We start from the raw sequence: 16,173 nt of genomic DNA on the forward strand, positions 1-16,173 counted from the left end.
GTTATACTCCAGCCGTTTGTGCGGGCTTTGCCGGCCCGCCGCCGTGCCGCTCACTCTTTGCGCTGGAGCCAGCCCCATGACCGTCATCAAGAAGGACGACCTCATCCAGAGCGTCGCCGACGCCCTGCAGTTCATCTCCTACTATCACCCGGTGGACTTCATCCAGGCCATCCACGCCGCCTGGGAGCGTGAAGAGAACCAGGCCGCCAAGGACGCCATGGCGCAGATCCTGATCAACTCGCGCATGTGCGCCGAGGGCCATCGCCCGATCTGCCAGGACACCGGCATCGTCACCATCTTCGTCAAGGTCGGCATGAACGTGCGCTGGGACCTCGGTGATCTGTCGCTGGACGACGCCATCAACGAAGGCGTGCGCCGCGCCTACCTGAACCCGGACAACGTGCTGCGCGCGTCCATCCTGCGTGACCCGGCCGGCAAGCGCCAGAACACCAAGGACAACACCCCGGCGGTGATCCACTACAGCATCGTGCCGGGCGACAAGGTCGACATCACCGTCGCAGCCAAGGGCGGCGGTTCCGAGAACAAGTCCAAGATGGCCATGCTCAACCCCTCCGACAGCATCGTGGACTGGGTGCTGAAGACCGTGCCGACCATGGGCGCCGGCTGGTGTCCACCGGGCATGCTCGGCATCGGCATCGGCGGTACCGCCGAGAAGGCCGCGCTGCTGGCCAAGGAATCGCTGATGGATCCGGTCGATATCCAGGAGCTGATCGCGCGCGGTCCGCAGAACCGTGTCGAGGAACTGCGCATCGAGCTGTACGAGAAGGTCAACGCGCTGGGCATCGGCGCGCAGGGCCTGGGCGGCCTGACCACGGTCATCGACATCAAGATCAAGGACTACCCGACCCACGCGGCTTCGCTGCCGGTCGCGATGATCCCGAACTGCGCCGCCACCCGCCATGTGCATTTCGAGCTGGATGGCTCGGGCCCCGCCGAGCTGGAGGTGCCGAAGCTGGAAGACTGGCCGAAGCTGACCTTCGATGCCTCGAAGTCGAAGCGCGTGAACCTCGACACCGTGACCCCGGAAGAGATCGCCAGCTGGCAGCCCGGTGACACGCTGCTGCTCAGCGGCACCATGTATACCGGCCGCGATGCCGCCCACAAGCGCATGGTCGACATGTTCGCCAAGGGCGAGAAGCTGCCGGTGGACCTGCGCGGCAAGTTCATCTACTACGTCGGCCCGGTTGACCCGGTGCGTGACGAGGTGGTCGGCCCGGCCGGCCCGACCACGGCCACCCGCATGGACAAGTTCACCGAGACCGTGCTGGCCGAAACCGGCCTCTACGGCATGATCGGCAAGTCCGAGCGCGGCCCGGCCGGCATTGCCGCCATCAAGAACCACAAGGCCGTCTACCTGATGGCCGTCGGCGGCGCGGCCTATCTGGTGTCCAAGGCCATCCGCAAGTCACGCGTGGTTGCTTTCGAGGACCTGGGCATGGAAGCGATCTACGAGTTCGTCGTGGAAGACATGCCGGTGAGCGTGGCGGTGGATGTGAACGGTACTTCCGTGCACAACACGGCGCCGAAGATCTGGCAGGCCAAGATCGGGAAGATTCCGGTCACGGCGTAAGTCGGTCAGTGGTTGAAAAGGAGGCCCGCGAAAGCGGGCCTTTTCATTTCCCAGCGAGCGCCACATTGCTGGACTAGACTTTTCGAGTGTGCGGCTCTGACAGCCCAACCCGGCACATTGATCGTGCCGATCCATGATTGCTATCATCGGATGATACTTTTGAAGGCACGCGAAGACGCTGGCATCTCAACGCTGATTGACTTGCATGATCAGATCATTGATCAGGGCCATGGCTACTGGATCAAGATTGAGGCATGGCGCGTCGAGCCAACGTCGTCCATTCCGCATGGAGTTCGCTACTCGCTGACCTTGCATGAGCCTTATGGCGGGCGAATTCTTGGCTATGACAATGCGCATGCCGTGAAGCCACCCGGCAAATTCAAACATGCAGGTATGCGACTGCCCTATGACCACCGGCATCGACATGTCAGTGACAAAGGCGTGCCCTATGCGTTTCGAGATGCGCATCAGCTGTTGAGCGACTTCTTCACGGAAGTCGATCACGTGTTGCAGGAGATCAGAAAGACATGAAAGCCGTCGTGATTGGCATCTTGCCGCAAGAGCGCATTCGTGAGCGCATGCTGGCGATTGCGAAAGGGGAGTACAAGCCCAAGCCCGGCGAGCCCAAGATCTGGTTCACCTCCATGCGTTCCCTGGCCGAAGTGCTGAGCGACGAGAACCGTGCGCTGATCCGCATCATCCAGGAAGCCAAGCCGCAATCGATTGCTTCGCTGGCCGAACTGACGGGGCGCAAGCCTGGCAATCTCTCCCGTACCCTCAAGACCATGTCCAATTATGGATTCGTGGAGATGAGGCGGGAGAGCCGTTCTGTCCGTCCGATCGCCAAGGTGACCGAATTCAGAATCGTGGCCTGAGCGCCATCACGTCACCGCGCCACGTCCCTCTGATCGCGCCCGCAACGCCTCATACAACTGCGCCGGCCCCAGCAGAATGTCCTTCAGCCCGTCGCGCACCCGCTCCGAGCCCAGCGCCTGGGTGCTCATGGTCTGGTGCGCCTCGAAGGCATCCATGATGGCGTCCAGCAGCGCCTTGCCCAGGTCCGGTGAGTTGGCGAACTGCTGCTTGCTGTTCACCGCCGCCTGCTGCACCAGCAGCTCGTTCTCCAGCAGCTTTCCCTTGAGCACGCCGTTCACGTACACCAGCTGGTCGTCGTCGCTCAGCTCGCCCTCGAACAGCCCGTTCACCCGCTCGATGATCTCGGCCAGGTACACCTGCAGCTTGTCCTGCACGGCACCGCTGCCCACGGCATCCATGGGCGGGAGCTTGTAGGCATCGCCGCCCAGCCCGAGGGTCTGCTTGCCTTGGTGTTTGAGCGTGTGGTGCGTGAGCATGACCTTGGAGAGGTCCACCACATCGCGTTCGCGGCCGAACTCCAGCAGTGGCAGCAGGCGCTTGAAGAACAGGAAGCGTTTCTCGATGTCGGCGTTGCCGTAGTCGAAGATCTGGCTCAGGAAGGCATACAGGCGCACGTAAGCGCCCATGTCGTTCTTGAACAGCAGCAACGCATCGAGCTGGTCCTTGGCGTGCTTGGCGGCGGCCTCGTCGTGCTTGTCCTCGGCCAGTGCCTTGTCGTTTTTGGCGGCGCTGTAGGCTTTCAGCAGGCGGTCCGCCACCGGCGCAATGGCGGCTTCCAGCTGCTTCTGCGTGCCGTTCGGGTCCAGGTCCACGTGCGCCACGCGGTCCACCTCGAAGCTGTCGTAGAAGCCCGCCGCGTCGAGCTTGGCGCGCAGGTCGTAGACCATGTTCGGGTCGGTCACGCCCTCCAGCTCGGCGGTGGTGTAGTAGGTCTGGAAGGCCTTGAGGATCTCCGCCGGGTCGTTCACGAAGTCCAGCACGTAGGTGGTGTCCTTGCCCGGGTGCGCGCGGTTCAGGCGCGAGAGCGTCTGCACGGCCTGGATGCCGCCGAGCATCTTGTCCACGTACATGCCGCACAGCAGCGGCTGGTCGAAGCCGGTCTGGAACTTGTTGGCGACCAGCAGCAGGTGGTAGTCCTCGCCCTTGAACACCTCGCGAATGTCGCGGCCCTTGAGCCCCGGATTCAGCAGCGCACTAGTCTCGGTCACGGCCTCCGGGAAGCTCTCGGCATCGTTCACCTCGCCCGAGAACGCCACCAGCACGCCCAGCGGGTAGTTCTGGTTGGTGATGTAGCTGCGGATGGCCTTCTGCCAGCGCACGGCCTCCTTGCGGGAGCCGACCACGACCATGGCCTTGGCCTTCCCGCCGAGCAGCGGCTGCACGTTCTCGCGGTAGTGCTCGACCACGATCTGCACCTTGCTGGCGATGTTGTAGGGGTGCAAGCGCACCCACTGCATCAGCCCCTTCATGGCGGCGCTGTGCTCGACCTGCCTCTCGTCCCACTCCTGGCCATCGTGGGCGAGCTTGAAGGCGAGCTTGTAGCTGGTGTAGTTCTTCAGCACATCGAGAATGAAGCCTTCCTCGATGGCCTGGCGCATGGAATACACGTGGAAGGGGGCGGGCAGTCCATCCGGCCCCGGCCGGCCGAACAGTTCCAGCGTCTTGGCCTTGGGCGTGGCGGTGAAGGCGACGTAGGTCAGACCAGATGCCGTTGCGCGCGCTTCCATCTGTGCTGCAAGCAATGCCTCAGTGTCGACCTCGCCGCCATCCTGCAGGTCGGCCCATTCCTGCGCGGACAGCAGCTCCTTGAGCTTGGCGGCTGACGCGCCGGTCTGCGAACTGTGGGCCTCGTCGGCGATGACCGCGAAGCGCTTGCCCTCGGTGGCGGCTAGCTCCTGTGCGGTCTTGAGCGCGAAGGGGAAGGTCTGGATGGTGCAGACGATGATCTTCTTGCCGTCCTTCAGCGCCTGGCCGAGCTGGGCGCTCTTGCTGCCGGTCTCGTTGCTGATGCTGGCGACCACCCCTGTGGTGCGCTCGAAATCGAAGATGGCTTCCTGCAGTTGCGCATCCAGCACGGTGCGGTCGCTGACCACCAGCACGCTGTCGAAGAGCTTCTGCTGCTGCGCGTCGTGCAGGTCGGCCAGGAAGTGGGCGGTCCAGGCGATGGAGTTGGTCTTGCCCGACCCCGCCGAGTGCTGGATGAGGTAGCGCTGGCCCGGCCCCTGGTCCAGCACGTCGGCGACCAGTTTGCGGGTCGCGTCGAGCTGGTGGTAGCGGGGGAAGATGACCGCGCTGGGCTGCTTCTTGTCGTTGCGCTTGCCGATCAGGTAGCGGTGCAGAATATCCAGCCAGCTGTCACGGGCCCAGACCTCTTCCCAGAGGTAAGCGGTGGCGAAGCCTGCGGGGTTGGGCGCGTTGCCCGCGCCGCCGTCGTGCCCCCGGTTGAAGGGCAGGAAGTTGGTCGCTTTCCCAGCCAGCCTGGTGGTCATCATCACGTCGGTCTGGCTGACCGCGAAATGCACCAGCGCCCCGCCCGGAAAGCCCAGCAACGGCTCCTGCACGCCGCCCTTGGGTTGCGGGTGGCGGTCACAACAATACTGGTCAACTGCGTCGTGCACGCTTTGCGTGAAGTTGCTCTTCAGCTCGGCCGTGGCCACGGCAATGCCGTTCAGGAACAGCACCAGGTCCAGCGCATCCTGCGGGGCATTGGGCGAGTGGCGCACCTGACGCACCACGCGCAGGCGGTTGGCCTCGTAGCGAGCCTGGGTGGCCGGGTTCAGGTTCAGGGCGGGCTTGAACTGCGCCAAGGCCAGCGGGGCTGACAGGCCCAGCAGCTCGACGCCCCGGCGCAGTACATCCAGCGTGCCGCGCTCGTTGAGGTTTTTGCGGATGCGTTCGGCCAGCACCTGCGGCAGGGCCGCGCCATGGGTCTTGCTGAGCTTCTGCCAGCTCTCTGGCTGGGTGGCTTCGACCCAGGCCAGCAGGTCGGGCAAGAACAGGCCGGAAGGCCGGTCGAAATGGGCGGCGTCACCGTCGGCGTACAGCCAGCCATGCTGGCTGAGGTGGGCGCAGATCTCGGCCTCGAAGTGGATTTCCTTGTGCAGCGTCATTGCCTGCTCCTTGGCCTGAATCGCCCCTGGCGGATGGTGGCCTGGTTGTTCTTAGTTGTTCGGTGTCCAGCCGCGCACATCGATCTGGCCGGTGACGGCGGCGGCGATGAGGGCGGAGCGTCGTTCTTTGAGTAGGTTGATGGCGCGCTCGGATTCGGTGCGGAGCATATCGACGCGATTTATTTCGGCGTCGAGGAACGAATGGATTGCTTGTTGCTCGCCCTCTGGCGGCATCAACACAGGCAACTCCATGATGTTGGTCGACGATATCGATGCGAGGTTGGTGCTCTGCTTCGAGCGACCCATGAAATAGAACTGCGCGTATTGCGAACTCGTAATTCGGTTAAGCCATGCTGGTTGAATGGCGTATGGACGCACCGCAAATACATGGTTCTGATGAATGCAATCAACAATTTCGCCCTGCCAGATGGCGCCTCGACCCAGTTTGTCGAAGTCGCCGCCTTCGTTCATCAAAACATCGCCAGGGCTCAGCCGATAGCGACATAGCTGGTCGCGCTCAATGTCGATGGTTGTGACGTCATCTAGCGCAAGGTATCCATCCTGTACATTTGCGACTCTCAAATATGGGACTGTCACAGTCTCCTTGCCGGCAGTATCTTTACCTTTGGCGATGCCGGTCTGGACATTGGCGACGAACTTGAGTCGCGTGACGCCCCAATGCGCCGGCACCTCCCCCAACCAAGCTACCCCAGAGTCCTTCATCGGAACATCGGGATTTAGCCCACGCGTGACGGCATGAGAGATGGTGGCCTGGCGCTTTTCGGCCAGCAGCGCGATGAGCTTTTCCTGCTCGGCAATCAGGGCATCGATCTTGGCGGTTTCGTGGTCGAGGAAGGCGGCGATTAGGCCCTGCTCATCTAATGGAGGGACACAATAAGAGATCTCACCCAGTTTTTGGGTATTCAATATCTTTAGGACATTCCCCGTTGCGGCTTGCTCAAAGTCTTTTCGGGCAGCAACAGTTGCATAGTAAAAGAAACGCGAACAACCAAAAAAATTTACCGCTGTAATTTGTTGGTTTGTTGTGATATCACAATTTGTGATGCCAACTTTACCAATCGTTCCTATGCAGCATATTAGGCTTGCTCCTCGCTTAATAATCCGTGCGATTTTCAGGCCTTGCGGCGAAAGAAATTTGCTTCCAGTAGTAAATATTCCGCTTTCATTGATGTCTTCAGGTCGAATCCACGGAAATCCATCGTCTGAATAATTTTCTTCGACTTCGCTCGGAGGAGTAAGGCCAGTCTGTATTTCTGAAATTCTTTTCAGTGGCTTTACTTGCCAGTGACTTGGAACTTTTAGCATCAATCCCATCTGGCAAGGCTTATAATCAGGATACCTAGGTAGGCTCATTCCGCCAGTTCCCCCAGCATCGCCATGATGCGACTGGAAACAGCCTTCAGATCTTCATCAATGGCATGCAGGCTGCGCGGCGGCTCGAACACGTAAAAGTGCCGGTTGAACGGAATTTCGTACCCGACCTTGCTCTTCTCGTGATCGATCCAGGCATCCGGCGCATGCGGCAGCACCTCCCGCTCGAAGTACGCCTGAATGTCCTCGCCCAGCGGCACGTTCTCGGTGTCTCGCAGGCTGCTGTCAGGCTGGGGTTTGCCTTTCTGTTTGCCCTTCTGGCCCAGCACCACCTCGCCCGCCTCATCACGCAGCGGGCGCTCGACGGTGATGGTGGTGTAGCCGAACTCCTCGTTCTTGAAGATGCGGCTGATCGGCACGCGCTTCAGGCGGCCGCCCTCGGGGGCCACGGGCGGGGTGTCGGTCCCGGTCACCAGCGCGGGCTCGCCCAGGGCCTTGCCGTCGGCATCCAATACCGTGATGTATTCGGCTTCGGTGAAGTCGCCGAACAGGCGGGTGACCGTGGCGATGTGCGCATCGCTCATTTCCTTGCGCTTGCTGCCCAGGCTCTTGCGCATCTTTTGCCAGAAGCTGCTGGCATCGATCAGCTGCACGTGGCCCTGGCGGTCGGCATCCTTCTTGTTCGAGAGCACCCACACGTAGGTGGCGATGCCGGTGTTGTAGAACATGTCGGTGGGCAGGCCGATGATGGCCTCCACCAGGTCGTTCTCCAGCACGTAGCGGCGGATCTCGCTTTCGCCGCTGCCCGCGCCGCCCGTGAACAGCGGCGAGCCATTGAGCACGATGCCGAAGCGGCAGCCGCCTTCGCCGTTCACCACGGGGGCCATTTTCGACACCAGGTGCAGCAGGAACAGCATGGAGCCGTCGCTGACGCGCGGCAGGCCCGGCCCGAAACGACCGCCATAGCCCATCAGCTCGTGTTCCTGACGCACTGCCCGCTCGACCTTCTTCCATTCCACGCCGAAGGGCGGGTTGGAGAGCATGTAGTCGAACTTGCGGAACGCGTGGCCGTCGTGGCTCAGCGTGTTGCCCGCGACGATGTTCTCGACCGCCTGGCCCTTGATGAGCATGTCCGCCTTGCAGATGGCGAAAGATTCGTCGTTCAGCTCCTGCCCGAACAGGGTCAGACGCGCCTGCGGGTTGTGCGCCAGCAGGTGCTCGCCAGCCACCGACAGCATGCCGCCCGTGCCCGCTGTCGGGTCATAGATTGTGCGCACCACGGCATGGCCGGGGCTCAGCACGTCGTCATCCTCGATGAACAGCAGGTTCACCATGAGGCGGATGACCTCACGCGGGGTGAAGTGTTCCCCGGCGGTCTCGTTCGAGATTTCCGCGAACTTGCGGATCAGCTCCTCGAACACCGCGCCCATGCTGGCGTTGTCCACCTGGTCGGGGTGCAGGTCCACGTTGGCGAACTTTTCGGTGACCAGGTACAGCAGGCCGTCCTTCGCCAGTCGCTCGATCTGCGTGTAGAAATCGAAACGCTCGAAGATGTCACGCGCCTCGGCCGAAAACCCCTGGATGTAGGCGTAGAGGTTCTCGCGGATCAGGTCCTGGTCACCCAGCAGCTTGGGCAGGTCCAGCGGCGACGCGTTGTAGAACGACTGCCCGGCCTTGCGCAGCAGGAAGGGCTCGGGATTCAGGCCAGCGGCCTGCTTGGCCGCCAGCTCGGCGAGCACGGCAGCCTTGGTGCCTTCCAGCACGCAATCGAGGCGACGCAGGACGGTGAAGGGGAGGATGACTTTGCCGTATTCGGACTGGCGGTAGTTGCCACGCAGGAGGTCGGCGACGGACCAGATCAGGGAGGAGAGGGCTTGGTGGTTCATGCCGGTTTTTCTGGTTGTTGATGGGGGAGGGTAGCATTTTCGGGTTGGGGGCGGAGATGGCGAGGGTGCAGTTTGTGGGGGCTGAGAGGGACTGTGCGGGGTGGGTGGCTCATGGGGTGAGCTTGGCGGTGGGTGGCGGCTATCGACCCCAAGCGGACTGATTTGCTCTGGACTGAAAGGGCCTCACTAAACGCTTATGGGCATTGGCGCTTAAGGCAATCACGAAAGCCGATCAAAGATCTGGGCTCTAAGCTCTGCGTGCCCCGTCGAGCCTGACTTAACATGAAATGCCATAGTGTCTCGCAAGAACTCATCCGTGTTATTTCCCCGGCGAGTGAGGCCAAGCAAACGCTTCAATTCAACAAAGATATCCCCAGATGCAGATTTGACGTCATCGACCGCGTTACCTCGTGCCACACTCGCCGCAAGCGCATTCGCTCTAATTTGTAACGCTGCCTCTAGTTGCAACTCTTCGCCTAGCTCTGTGATGAGACTTTGAATGGCGTCCTCAGAGAACAGATAACTTTCCAAATTACGCTGCTCAAGAACTAGCGTACCGGCCTGCCTGAGTCGCTGTACCTCCATATCACTTCTATCGTCACGATCGATGAGATGATAAACTTTTGTATTTGGCAGAACAGATTTTAGCATTTTGGCAACGGTACCAGCAGTACCCGCAACCTGCCCCGAATTTCCACCGGACACAAAAATCACGTTAGGGTAGGAATCGTTGAAGATTCGATTGTAAATTTCCGCATCAAAATCTCGCCGGCGTGAACCAACACTAGAACCCTCGCATACCACAATATGCTGCGGTGCCATAAGAGGCGAAAGATCATCCAGTGTGATCGACAGCATCTTTTCCCAGGCTGCACGCCCAAGGTTGCTTGGCTCAATCTCTCGTGGTTGATCCGGATCCACGCTATCAAAATCAATTACGCAAACTGTGCCAGGATTTGTGTTGGCTAGCTCAAGAGCAGCCCGGGTAACTCCGAGAGAGTGAGTTGTCACCCAAAGTTGTGACTCGGCAGGCAGTACCGCATACAACTCTCGCAGAAGAGAACCTTGTATGCGCGTATGGAGATGAGTTTCTATTTCATCAACGCAGTAAACTGCAGCTGGGAAGTATTTTTTCTTGACATGTATGTCAAGTAATAAATCAAAAGCAGCCTTTTCTCCGCCAGATAGATTCTTATAATGGTAATACTTTGCTAATCCCTTCTCAAAATAAAATGCACCATCGCCGAGCGGATCAGAGATGTTGTTCAGAACAAGGTCGCCGAAAACTCTTTGCATAGATTCTCGAATATGACCAATAAGCTCCTCTCTGAGCTGCTGTACCGTCTTGGCGTTATTCGAAGAATCGAAAACACCTGACATAGTGTCATACACCAGGCGCTGATAGTTAATGCCAACAGTCTGATCATTATCAATAATTCTCTGAAGTCGAATCTGATCCGATGGCGCGGCCTCCCGGCTAAAACTAGACACATTGAAATCTGGGTCGTTCCGATATGCTGTTCTAACGTAAAGAGAGCCCTTCTGGGGGCGTTCATTGTCATGTGTTTCGATGGAGACACTTTGACTCCAATCAAAATGCTGCGTCGCATCTTTACGGAAATATTTTTCGTCGCCATTAAAGCCAAATCCAACGTTTCCTTTGTACCACTGCAACATCGCGTCAAATAGCGATGATTTTCCACAGCCGTTTGGTCCTAGCACAACAACTAGCTTAGCTGCTCGAGGAATATTTTTTATTTTCAGATCTGAGAATCGCTTAAAGTTCCGTAATTGAACTGCCGAGATCTTCACTGGAGCCCTCTCAAAGTGCAATCAATAATTACCTTATGCCCAAGGCTTTCAATGTCTTGGTGAGGCGGATTCAGCACTCCCTGCTGACAAGTACCACAAATTATTTGATCCTGAGAATGCCAGCACATTGTCTGCGGAGCAACCAACCTAAAGGTGTCGCGAAGCATCCGTCCCCTTCGGGTCGAAAGCAGCCACCCGAAAAACCACCCAGCGAACCGCCACATCCTGTGCTTAAATTCCTCCCATGGAACGCATCTCTGTAAGTCCCCAGCTGCTGAGCTGGGCTCGCGAGCGAGCCCGGCTGGATGCCGCTGCGCTCGCACAGCGCTTCCCCAAGCTGTCGGCGTGGGAGGCGGGCGAACTGCTGCCCACCCTGCGTCAGCTGCAGGATTACGCCCACGCCACACATGCACCATTCGGCTACTTCTTCCTGCCTGAACCGCCCGTCGAGCCAGTTCCCATCCCCGACTTCCGCACACTGGCCGATCGAACCGTCACCCGGCCTAGTCCCGATCTGCTGGATACGGTCTATGCCTGCCAGGAGCGGCAGAGCTGGTATCGCGAACATGCCCAGGTCAGCGGGCTGACGCAGCTGGCATTCGTCGGCAGTCTGACCCGCGACATGCCCACGATCCAGGCCGCTGAACGCATCCGCGATGCTCTCGGCTTCAGCGTGGAGGCGCGCCGCGGCTGCGCCAACTGGAGCGAGGCGCTCCGCCAGTTCATCGCGCAGGCCGAGGGCTTGGGCGTGCTGGTCATGGTCAATGGCGTGGTGCTCAGCAACAACATACGCAAGCTCGATCCGCAGGAATTCCGGGGCTTCGCGCTGTCTGACCCGTGGGCGCCGCTGGTGTTCATCAACGGGGCCGACAGCAAGGCCGCGCAGATGTTCACGCTGGCGCACGAGCTGGCGCATCTGTGGCTGGGGCAGACTGCCTTGTCCGATGCCAGCGGCGACCATGACGGCGGGCATGCGGTCGAGTCCTGGTGCAACCAGGTGGCGGCCGAGCTGCTGGTGCCGATGGCGGTGTTCATGAACGAGCTTCGCGAGCACGAGCCCTTGCCCGACACCCTGTCGCGTCTGGCGCGTCGCTTCAAGGTCAGCACGCTGGTGGTGCTCCGACGCTTGCACGATGCCGGCCAGCTGGATCGTCAGACCTTCTTCGCGGCCTATCACGAGGAGCTGACCCGCATACAAGCGCTGGACACACGCCAATCCGGTGGCGGCAGCTTCTACAACACCACGCTCGCGCGTGTCGGCAAGCGCTACGCTCGGGCTCTGGTGGAAAGCACGCTGGAGGGGCGCACCCTCTACCGCGATGCCTTCCGCATGCTGGGCATCAGCAAGACGGCCACCTTCCATGAGTTGGGCCGTACCCTGGGATATCCGCTCTGATGGCCTACCTGCTGGATGCGAATGTGTTCATCCAGGCCAAGAACCTGCAGTACGGTTTTGATTTCTGTCCGGCATTCTGGGATTGGCTGGATGTGAAATACGTTGCGGGTGAACTGTTCAGCATCCAGCAGGTAGGGGATGAGCTGTGTGCGGGCGATGATGAACTGTCGGCCTGGGCCGAGGCGAGGGGCGAAGGCTTCTTCCTGTCACCCGATGCCGCCGTGATGAGTGCGCTGCCGAACTTGAGTTTGTGGGCCAATACGCAGAGCTTCAGGCCGGCTGCCGTGAGTACTTTTCTGCAAAGTGCGGATTACTGGTTGGTCGCGCATGCCGTGGCGCATGGACATGTGCTGGTGACCCACGAAGTGCCCTCCGATGGTTTGTCCAGAATCAAGATTCCGAACGCCTGCGTAGCAATGGGTGTGCAGTTCGTGAGCCCCTACCAGATGCTGCGCCGCGAGCGCGCCCGGTTCGTGCTGGGAGCCTGAATCGATACGCGCTGTAAATGACTGATTGCCCAGGCGCACCTAGTCTCGGCAGAGAGGCAGGTGTACGCCAAATGCCTGCATTTCTATTCAATAATCCTCCATAGGGCTCACTATCAAATTGTTTACAATGGGAATAGTATTAATTTTATCTATTCATCATCTATTCACATCAAGCCATGCACGATGCCCTGCACGATGCCCTGCTGGCCGGCCCGCTCACCTCGCGTGAGCTGCAGGCCCGGCTGGGTCTGAGCCAGCCCTCTGTGTCGCGGCTGCTGCGCGCGGCCGGAGCGTCGATCGCGACGCTGGGGGCCGGTCGTGCCACGCGCTACGGGCTCCGCCGCGCCTTGCCGGGGCTGGGCGATACCATCGCTGTGCATCGCGTGCTGCCGCAGGGTCGGGTTAGCCTGCTGGGGCGCCTGCAGGTGCTGCATGGCGGCTACGGGTTCGAGAACCTGGAGCCTCACGGGCATTCCGGCTTCTTCGACAGCCTGCCGTGGTTCATCGCCGACATGCGTCCGCAAGGGTTTCTCGGACGTGCCTTCGCGCAGCGGGTGGCGAGCCTGGGGCTGCCCGAGCGACTCGCGGACTGGAACGATGACCATGTACTGATCGCGCTGGGGCTCGTCGGTGTTGATGCGCCGGGCAATCTGCTGCTGGGCGATGCGGCGTTGCAGGTCTGGTCATCCGAGCTGCCGGTTTTGCTGCCGCCGGAGGCACGCGCTGTACGTTACCCCGAACTGGCGGTCGCGGCCCTGAGCGGGGAGGCACCTGGCAGCTCGGCGGGGGGCGAGCAGCCCAAGTTCACCGCCATCCTGGCCGGCGAGCCGCCGCAGCATGTGATCGTGAAGTTCTCCGGTGACCTGGCCACCGAGGTGGGCCGCCGCTGGGCCGATCTGCTGATTGCCGAGCACCATGCGCTCACGGTGATGCGGGAAGCCGGACAGCCAGCGGCGCTCACCGAGCTGGTGTTCGCCGCGAATCGCGTGTTTTTGCAGGTGCAACGCTTCGACCGCCAAGGCCTGCGCGGACGGCGCGGCATGATCTCGCTGGGGGCGTTCGATGACCAGTTCGTCGGGCGTCGCCAGCGTTGGCTGGACACGGCCGAGGCACTGGCCCGGCAGCAGTTGCTGAGTGAGGCCGGGGTGGCGCAGGTGGCCTGGCAGCAGGCCTATGCCGAGCTGATCGCCAACACGGATCGTCATTTCGGCAACCTGTCACTGGGCTTCGAGGGCGTCTGGCCGGCCACGACCCTGCCAGCCTACGACATGCTGCCCATGCGCGATGCCCCGAAGTCCGACGGCGATGTCAGCCTGCAGCCGTTCCGGCCGGGTTTGCCAGCGGGGGGGGCGTCCGCAGCCATGTCATCACTCATTGAGGCGGCCACCCGGTTCTGGTCGCGGGTGGCTGGAGATGACCGGATGTCTGCGGACTACCGGGACGAAGCCAGGCACCGCCAGGCGCATGTGGCGGCGTTGTCAGCGCTGCTGTGAGGCACGTTTTCCGCGTCCTGCCGGCGTGAGCACACGCTGTTACGTAAGTTCATCGGGTCAGCCACTCCACCAGCCGTCGGACCCTGGGCGCGACCACGGCCACGGTCGGGAAGGCCACCGGCCAGGTCATCAGGCAGCTGTGCAGCCAGGCCGCCGGCAGGCCGGGGTGCAGGCCCTGGTTCATCACCAGCACGAAGCCGGAGACGATGCAGACCATGATGGCTGAGAGCAGGGCGCTGAACAGCAGCGGGGCGAAACGGGCGGGAATGCGCATGGTGTTCTCCATTCAAGGCTGATGATCAGACCGCGACCAGCAACCGGGCGGCACTGGCGGCGAGGTAGAGGCCGAGGCCGAACACGGCATGGGTCAGCAGGCTCTGCCGGCGGGCCTTGCCGGGATCGGGCGTGCGCGAGGCGGCTACGCCGGCACCCATGCCCGGCTGCATGAGCATGAAGGGTGCAAGCACGCTGACCAGACCGACGCCGAGGGCGGGCAGCAGACTTGGCGTCTGCAGCCAGTCCGGGCCGACCAGTGCCACCAGCAGCGCGGCGAAGGTGATGCCGATCAGGTAGTGCGCGGTCCAGCCCAGCAGGCGTTCGCCGCGTACTGGCGCCGCTGCCGCGATGCGCGGGTGCCGGAAGCGTCCGGCGGGCATGTGGCCCAGCCAGCGTCCCACCAGTCCGTAGTCCGGGGCCGGAATGCCGAGCAGGGGCCGGCGCGCCAGTCCCCACAGGTCCATGACCAGGGTGGCGCCGACGCCGGTGATGACGATGCCAGCAAGGGTATTCATGTGCGGTCTCCTGAGCTTGCCTCCAAGGGCGGTCAGGCGTAGCGTGCATCTTGAAGTCGACTTGAGGTCAAGAGGCATGCTCGATATTTCTGACGTGGCCAGGCGCAGCGGGCTGCCGGCATCCACCCTGCGTTATTACGAGTCGCGGGGACTGATCACCTCGGTGGGGCGCTCGGGCCTGCGCCGCCTGTTCCGCGACGACATCCTGCAGCGTCTGGCCCTGATCTCGCTGGGGCAAGCCGCGGGCCTCTCGCTGGATGACATGGCGCGCATGTTCGCACCCGATGGCACGCCGGACATTGACCGCGAGCTGCTGACGCGCAAGGCCGATGAGCTCGAGGCACGCATCCGCCAGCTCAGCGCGATGCGTGACGGACTGCGCCATGCCGCCGCCTGCCAGGCGCCCAGCCATCTGGAGTGCCCGAGCTTTCAGCGCCTGCTGTCGGCGGCAGCCAGCGGGGCGCTGGCCGCGCGTGGCGGCAAGCGCTTGTCCTGAGCGCCGACCCGGGCGCATGCTGGATTTCAGTCGGGCTGACGCACCATGCGGATGGCATCGAACGGGCACACGGCATGACATTTCGCGCAGCCCGTGCAGCCGTCGGCGTCATGCAGCATCGCGCGCTTGCGTCCCCAGCCCTGAGGGCGCTCGCTCTCCAGCCACAGCACATGCGGCGGGCACGCTGCCACGCAGCGACCGCAGGCGGTGCAGCGCTCGGGATCAATCTCGGGCAGGGCGATGGCGGGCATGCAGGGGCTCGCGGCGGGTCGTTAAGTCATGGTCGCGCGCTGGCGAGTTCTTGTACAGCGCGCCGGATGCGGTAGGCTCGTGACTTTGTCGCCCGAGACCGCCGCCATGCTCACTGCCCATGATCTGCTGGACCGTCTGCTGCACACCTACCGCAAGCCGCTGGCGGACGAGCTGTCCGGCTACGCCAACCACTGTCGTCGCATGCTCAGTTTCTGCCTGGCGCTGGCACCGCAGGCCGGCATCGAGGATCAGCACAAGCTGGCCATCGCTGCCGCTTTCCATGACATCGGCCTGTGGACCGACGATACCCTGGACTATCTGCCGCCCTCGGTGCAGCTTGCTGCCGATTATCTGAGCGCCAGCGGTCATGCCGGCTGGATCGAGGAGGTCGGCCTGATGATCAGCGAACACCATCGTCTGCGACCGGTGCGTGATGCGCGCTATCCGCTGGTGGAGGTGTTCCGGCGCGCCGATCTGGTCGATTTCTCGCGCGGGGTGTACACCGCCGGGCTGCCGCGCTCGCTGATCCGTGCCCAGCAGGCGCTGTTTCCCAACGCCGGCTTTCACCGCATGCTGGCGCGACGCGGTCTGCGCTGGATGGCCAGGCATCCGCTGCGTCCGCTGCCCATGCTGAAGTGGTGATGGCCGGG

At 61.8% G+C, this 16,173-nt stretch carries 15 protein-coding genes; 8 read left to right on the forward strand and 7 right to left on the reverse strand.

Translation table 11 applies throughout. The features are described 5' to 3' along the window. Positions 1 to 76: 76 nt before the first annotated feature. From F595_RS0110470 to F595_RS14885, 3 genes are all read left to right on the forward strand, one after another. Positions 77 to 1,591, forward strand: a complete 1,515-nt coding sequence (locus tag F595_RS0110470; protein ID WP_022956827.1) for a fumarate hydratase — start codon at positions 77 to 79, stop codon at positions 1,589 to 1,591. A 159-nt stretch (positions 1,592 to 1,750) separates the two neighbouring features. Next, on the forward strand, positions 1,751 to 2,122 hold the full coding sequence (locus tag F595_RS0110475; RefSeq protein ID WP_022956828.1) for a toxin-antitoxin system TumE family protein: 372 nt from the start codon (positions 1,751 to 1,753) through the stop codon (positions 2,120 to 2,122). After that, the gene (locus F595_RS14885; RefSeq protein WP_022956829.1) at positions 2,119 to 2,466 is read left to right on the forward strand and encodes an HVO_A0114 family putative DNA-binding protein; all 348 of its coding nucleotides are present in this window, start codon (positions 2,119 to 2,121) and stop codon (positions 2,464 to 2,466) included. Before F595_RS0110475 ends, F595_RS14885 begins: the two co-directional genes overlap by 4 nt. Positions 2,467 to 2,472: 6 nt before the next feature. Here F595_RS14885 and F595_RS0110485 read toward each other — a convergent pair whose 3' ends face one another. The 4 genes from F595_RS0110485 to F595_RS13795 form a co-directional block, all read right to left on the reverse strand. Beyond that, entirely contained in the window at positions 2,473 to 5,577 is a 3,105-nt protein-coding gene (locus F595_RS0110485; RefSeq protein WP_022956830.1) for a type I restriction endonuclease subunit R, read from the reverse strand. Between the two features lie 51 nt (positions 5,578 to 5,628). Beyond that, positions 5,629 to 6,903, reverse strand: a complete 1,275-nt coding sequence (locus tag F595_RS13790) for a restriction endonuclease subunit S (protein ID WP_228126956.1) — start codon at positions 6,901 to 6,903, stop codon at positions 5,629 to 5,631. A gap of 44 nt (positions 6,904 to 6,947) precedes the next feature. Continuing rightward, on the reverse strand, positions 6,948 to 8,795 hold the full coding sequence (locus F595_RS0110495) for a type I restriction-modification system subunit M (RefSeq protein ID WP_022956832.1): 1,848 nt from the start codon (positions 8,793 to 8,795) through the stop codon (positions 6,948 to 6,950). A 219-nt stretch (positions 8,796 to 9,014) separates the two neighbouring features. Beyond that, a complete protein-coding gene (locus tag F595_RS13795) occupies positions 9,015 to 10,607 on the reverse strand; it encodes an ATP-binding protein (RefSeq protein WP_040568538.1) in 1,593 nt (530 codons plus the stop codon). 244 nt (positions 10,608 to 10,851) lie between these two features. Between F595_RS13795 and F595_RS0110510 the strand changes: the two genes are divergently transcribed. The 3 genes from F595_RS0110510 to yjjJ all read left to right on the forward strand — a co-directional run bounded on the left by F595_RS0110510 (position 10,852) and on the right by yjjJ (position 13,984). Then, positions 10,852 to 12,003 carry an ImmA/IrrE family metallo-endopeptidase gene (locus F595_RS0110510; protein ID WP_022956835.1) on the forward strand — a complete coding sequence of 384 codons (1,152 nt, stop codon included), beginning with the start codon at positions 10,852 to 10,854 and terminating at the stop codon, positions 12,001 to 12,003. Beyond that, positions 12,003 to 12,491 (forward strand): DUF4411 family protein, encoded by a 489-nt coding sequence (locus F595_RS0110515; RefSeq protein WP_022956836.1) that lies wholly within the window; start codon positions 12,003 to 12,005, stop codon positions 12,489 to 12,491. Before F595_RS0110510 ends, F595_RS0110515 begins: the two co-directional genes overlap by 1 nt. A 176-nt stretch (positions 12,492 to 12,667) precedes the next feature. Then, entirely contained in the window at positions 12,668 to 13,984 is a 1,317-nt protein-coding gene (gene yjjJ / locus F595_RS13800; RefSeq protein ID WP_022956837.1) for a type II toxin-antitoxin system HipA family toxin YjjJ, read from the forward strand. Positions 13,985 to 14,033: 49 nt separating this feature from the next. Here yjjJ and F595_RS0110525 read toward each other — a convergent pair whose 3' ends face one another. After that, positions 14,034 to 14,258 (reverse strand): DUF2798 domain-containing protein, encoded by a 225-nt coding sequence (locus tag F595_RS0110525; protein WP_026913506.1) that lies wholly within the window; start codon positions 14,256 to 14,258, stop codon positions 14,034 to 14,036. A gap of 25 nt (positions 14,259 to 14,283) precedes the next feature. After that, positions 14,284 to 14,775, reverse strand: coding sequence for a DUF2938 domain-containing protein (locus F595_RS0110530; protein WP_022956839.1), 492 nt, complete (start codon positions 14,773 to 14,775; stop codon positions 14,284 to 14,286). Between the two features lie 76 nt (positions 14,776 to 14,851). On the opposite strand from F595_RS0110530, the gene F595_RS0110535 reads away from it, so the two are divergent. Further along, positions 14,852 to 15,271 carry a helix-turn-helix domain-containing protein gene (locus F595_RS0110535; protein WP_022956840.1) on the forward strand — a complete coding sequence of 140 codons (420 nt, stop codon included), beginning with the start codon at positions 14,852 to 14,854 and terminating at the stop codon, positions 15,269 to 15,271. Between the two features lie 26 nt (positions 15,272 to 15,297). Here F595_RS0110535 and F595_RS0110540 read toward each other — a convergent pair whose 3' ends face one another. Next, entirely contained in the window at positions 15,298 to 15,522 is a 225-nt protein-coding gene (locus F595_RS0110540) for an ATP-binding protein (RefSeq protein WP_022956841.1), read from the reverse strand. Positions 15,523 to 15,601: 79 nt separating this feature from the next. Here F595_RS0110540 and F595_RS0110545 point away from each other — a divergent pair, with 79 nt between their 5' ends. Beyond that, positions 15,602 to 16,165 carry an HD domain-containing protein gene (locus tag F595_RS0110545; protein ID WP_211213171.1) on the forward strand — a complete coding sequence of 188 codons (564 nt, stop codon included), beginning with the start codon at positions 15,602 to 15,604 and terminating at the stop codon, positions 16,163 to 16,165. Positions 16,166 to 16,173: the final 8 nt, after the last annotated feature.

The organism is Perlucidibaca piscinae DSM 21586, assembly GCF_000420045.1.
In the GTDB taxonomy this organism is placed as follows: domain Bacteria; phylum Pseudomonadota; class Gammaproteobacteria; order Pseudomonadales; family Moraxellaceae; genus Perlucidibaca; species Perlucidibaca piscinae.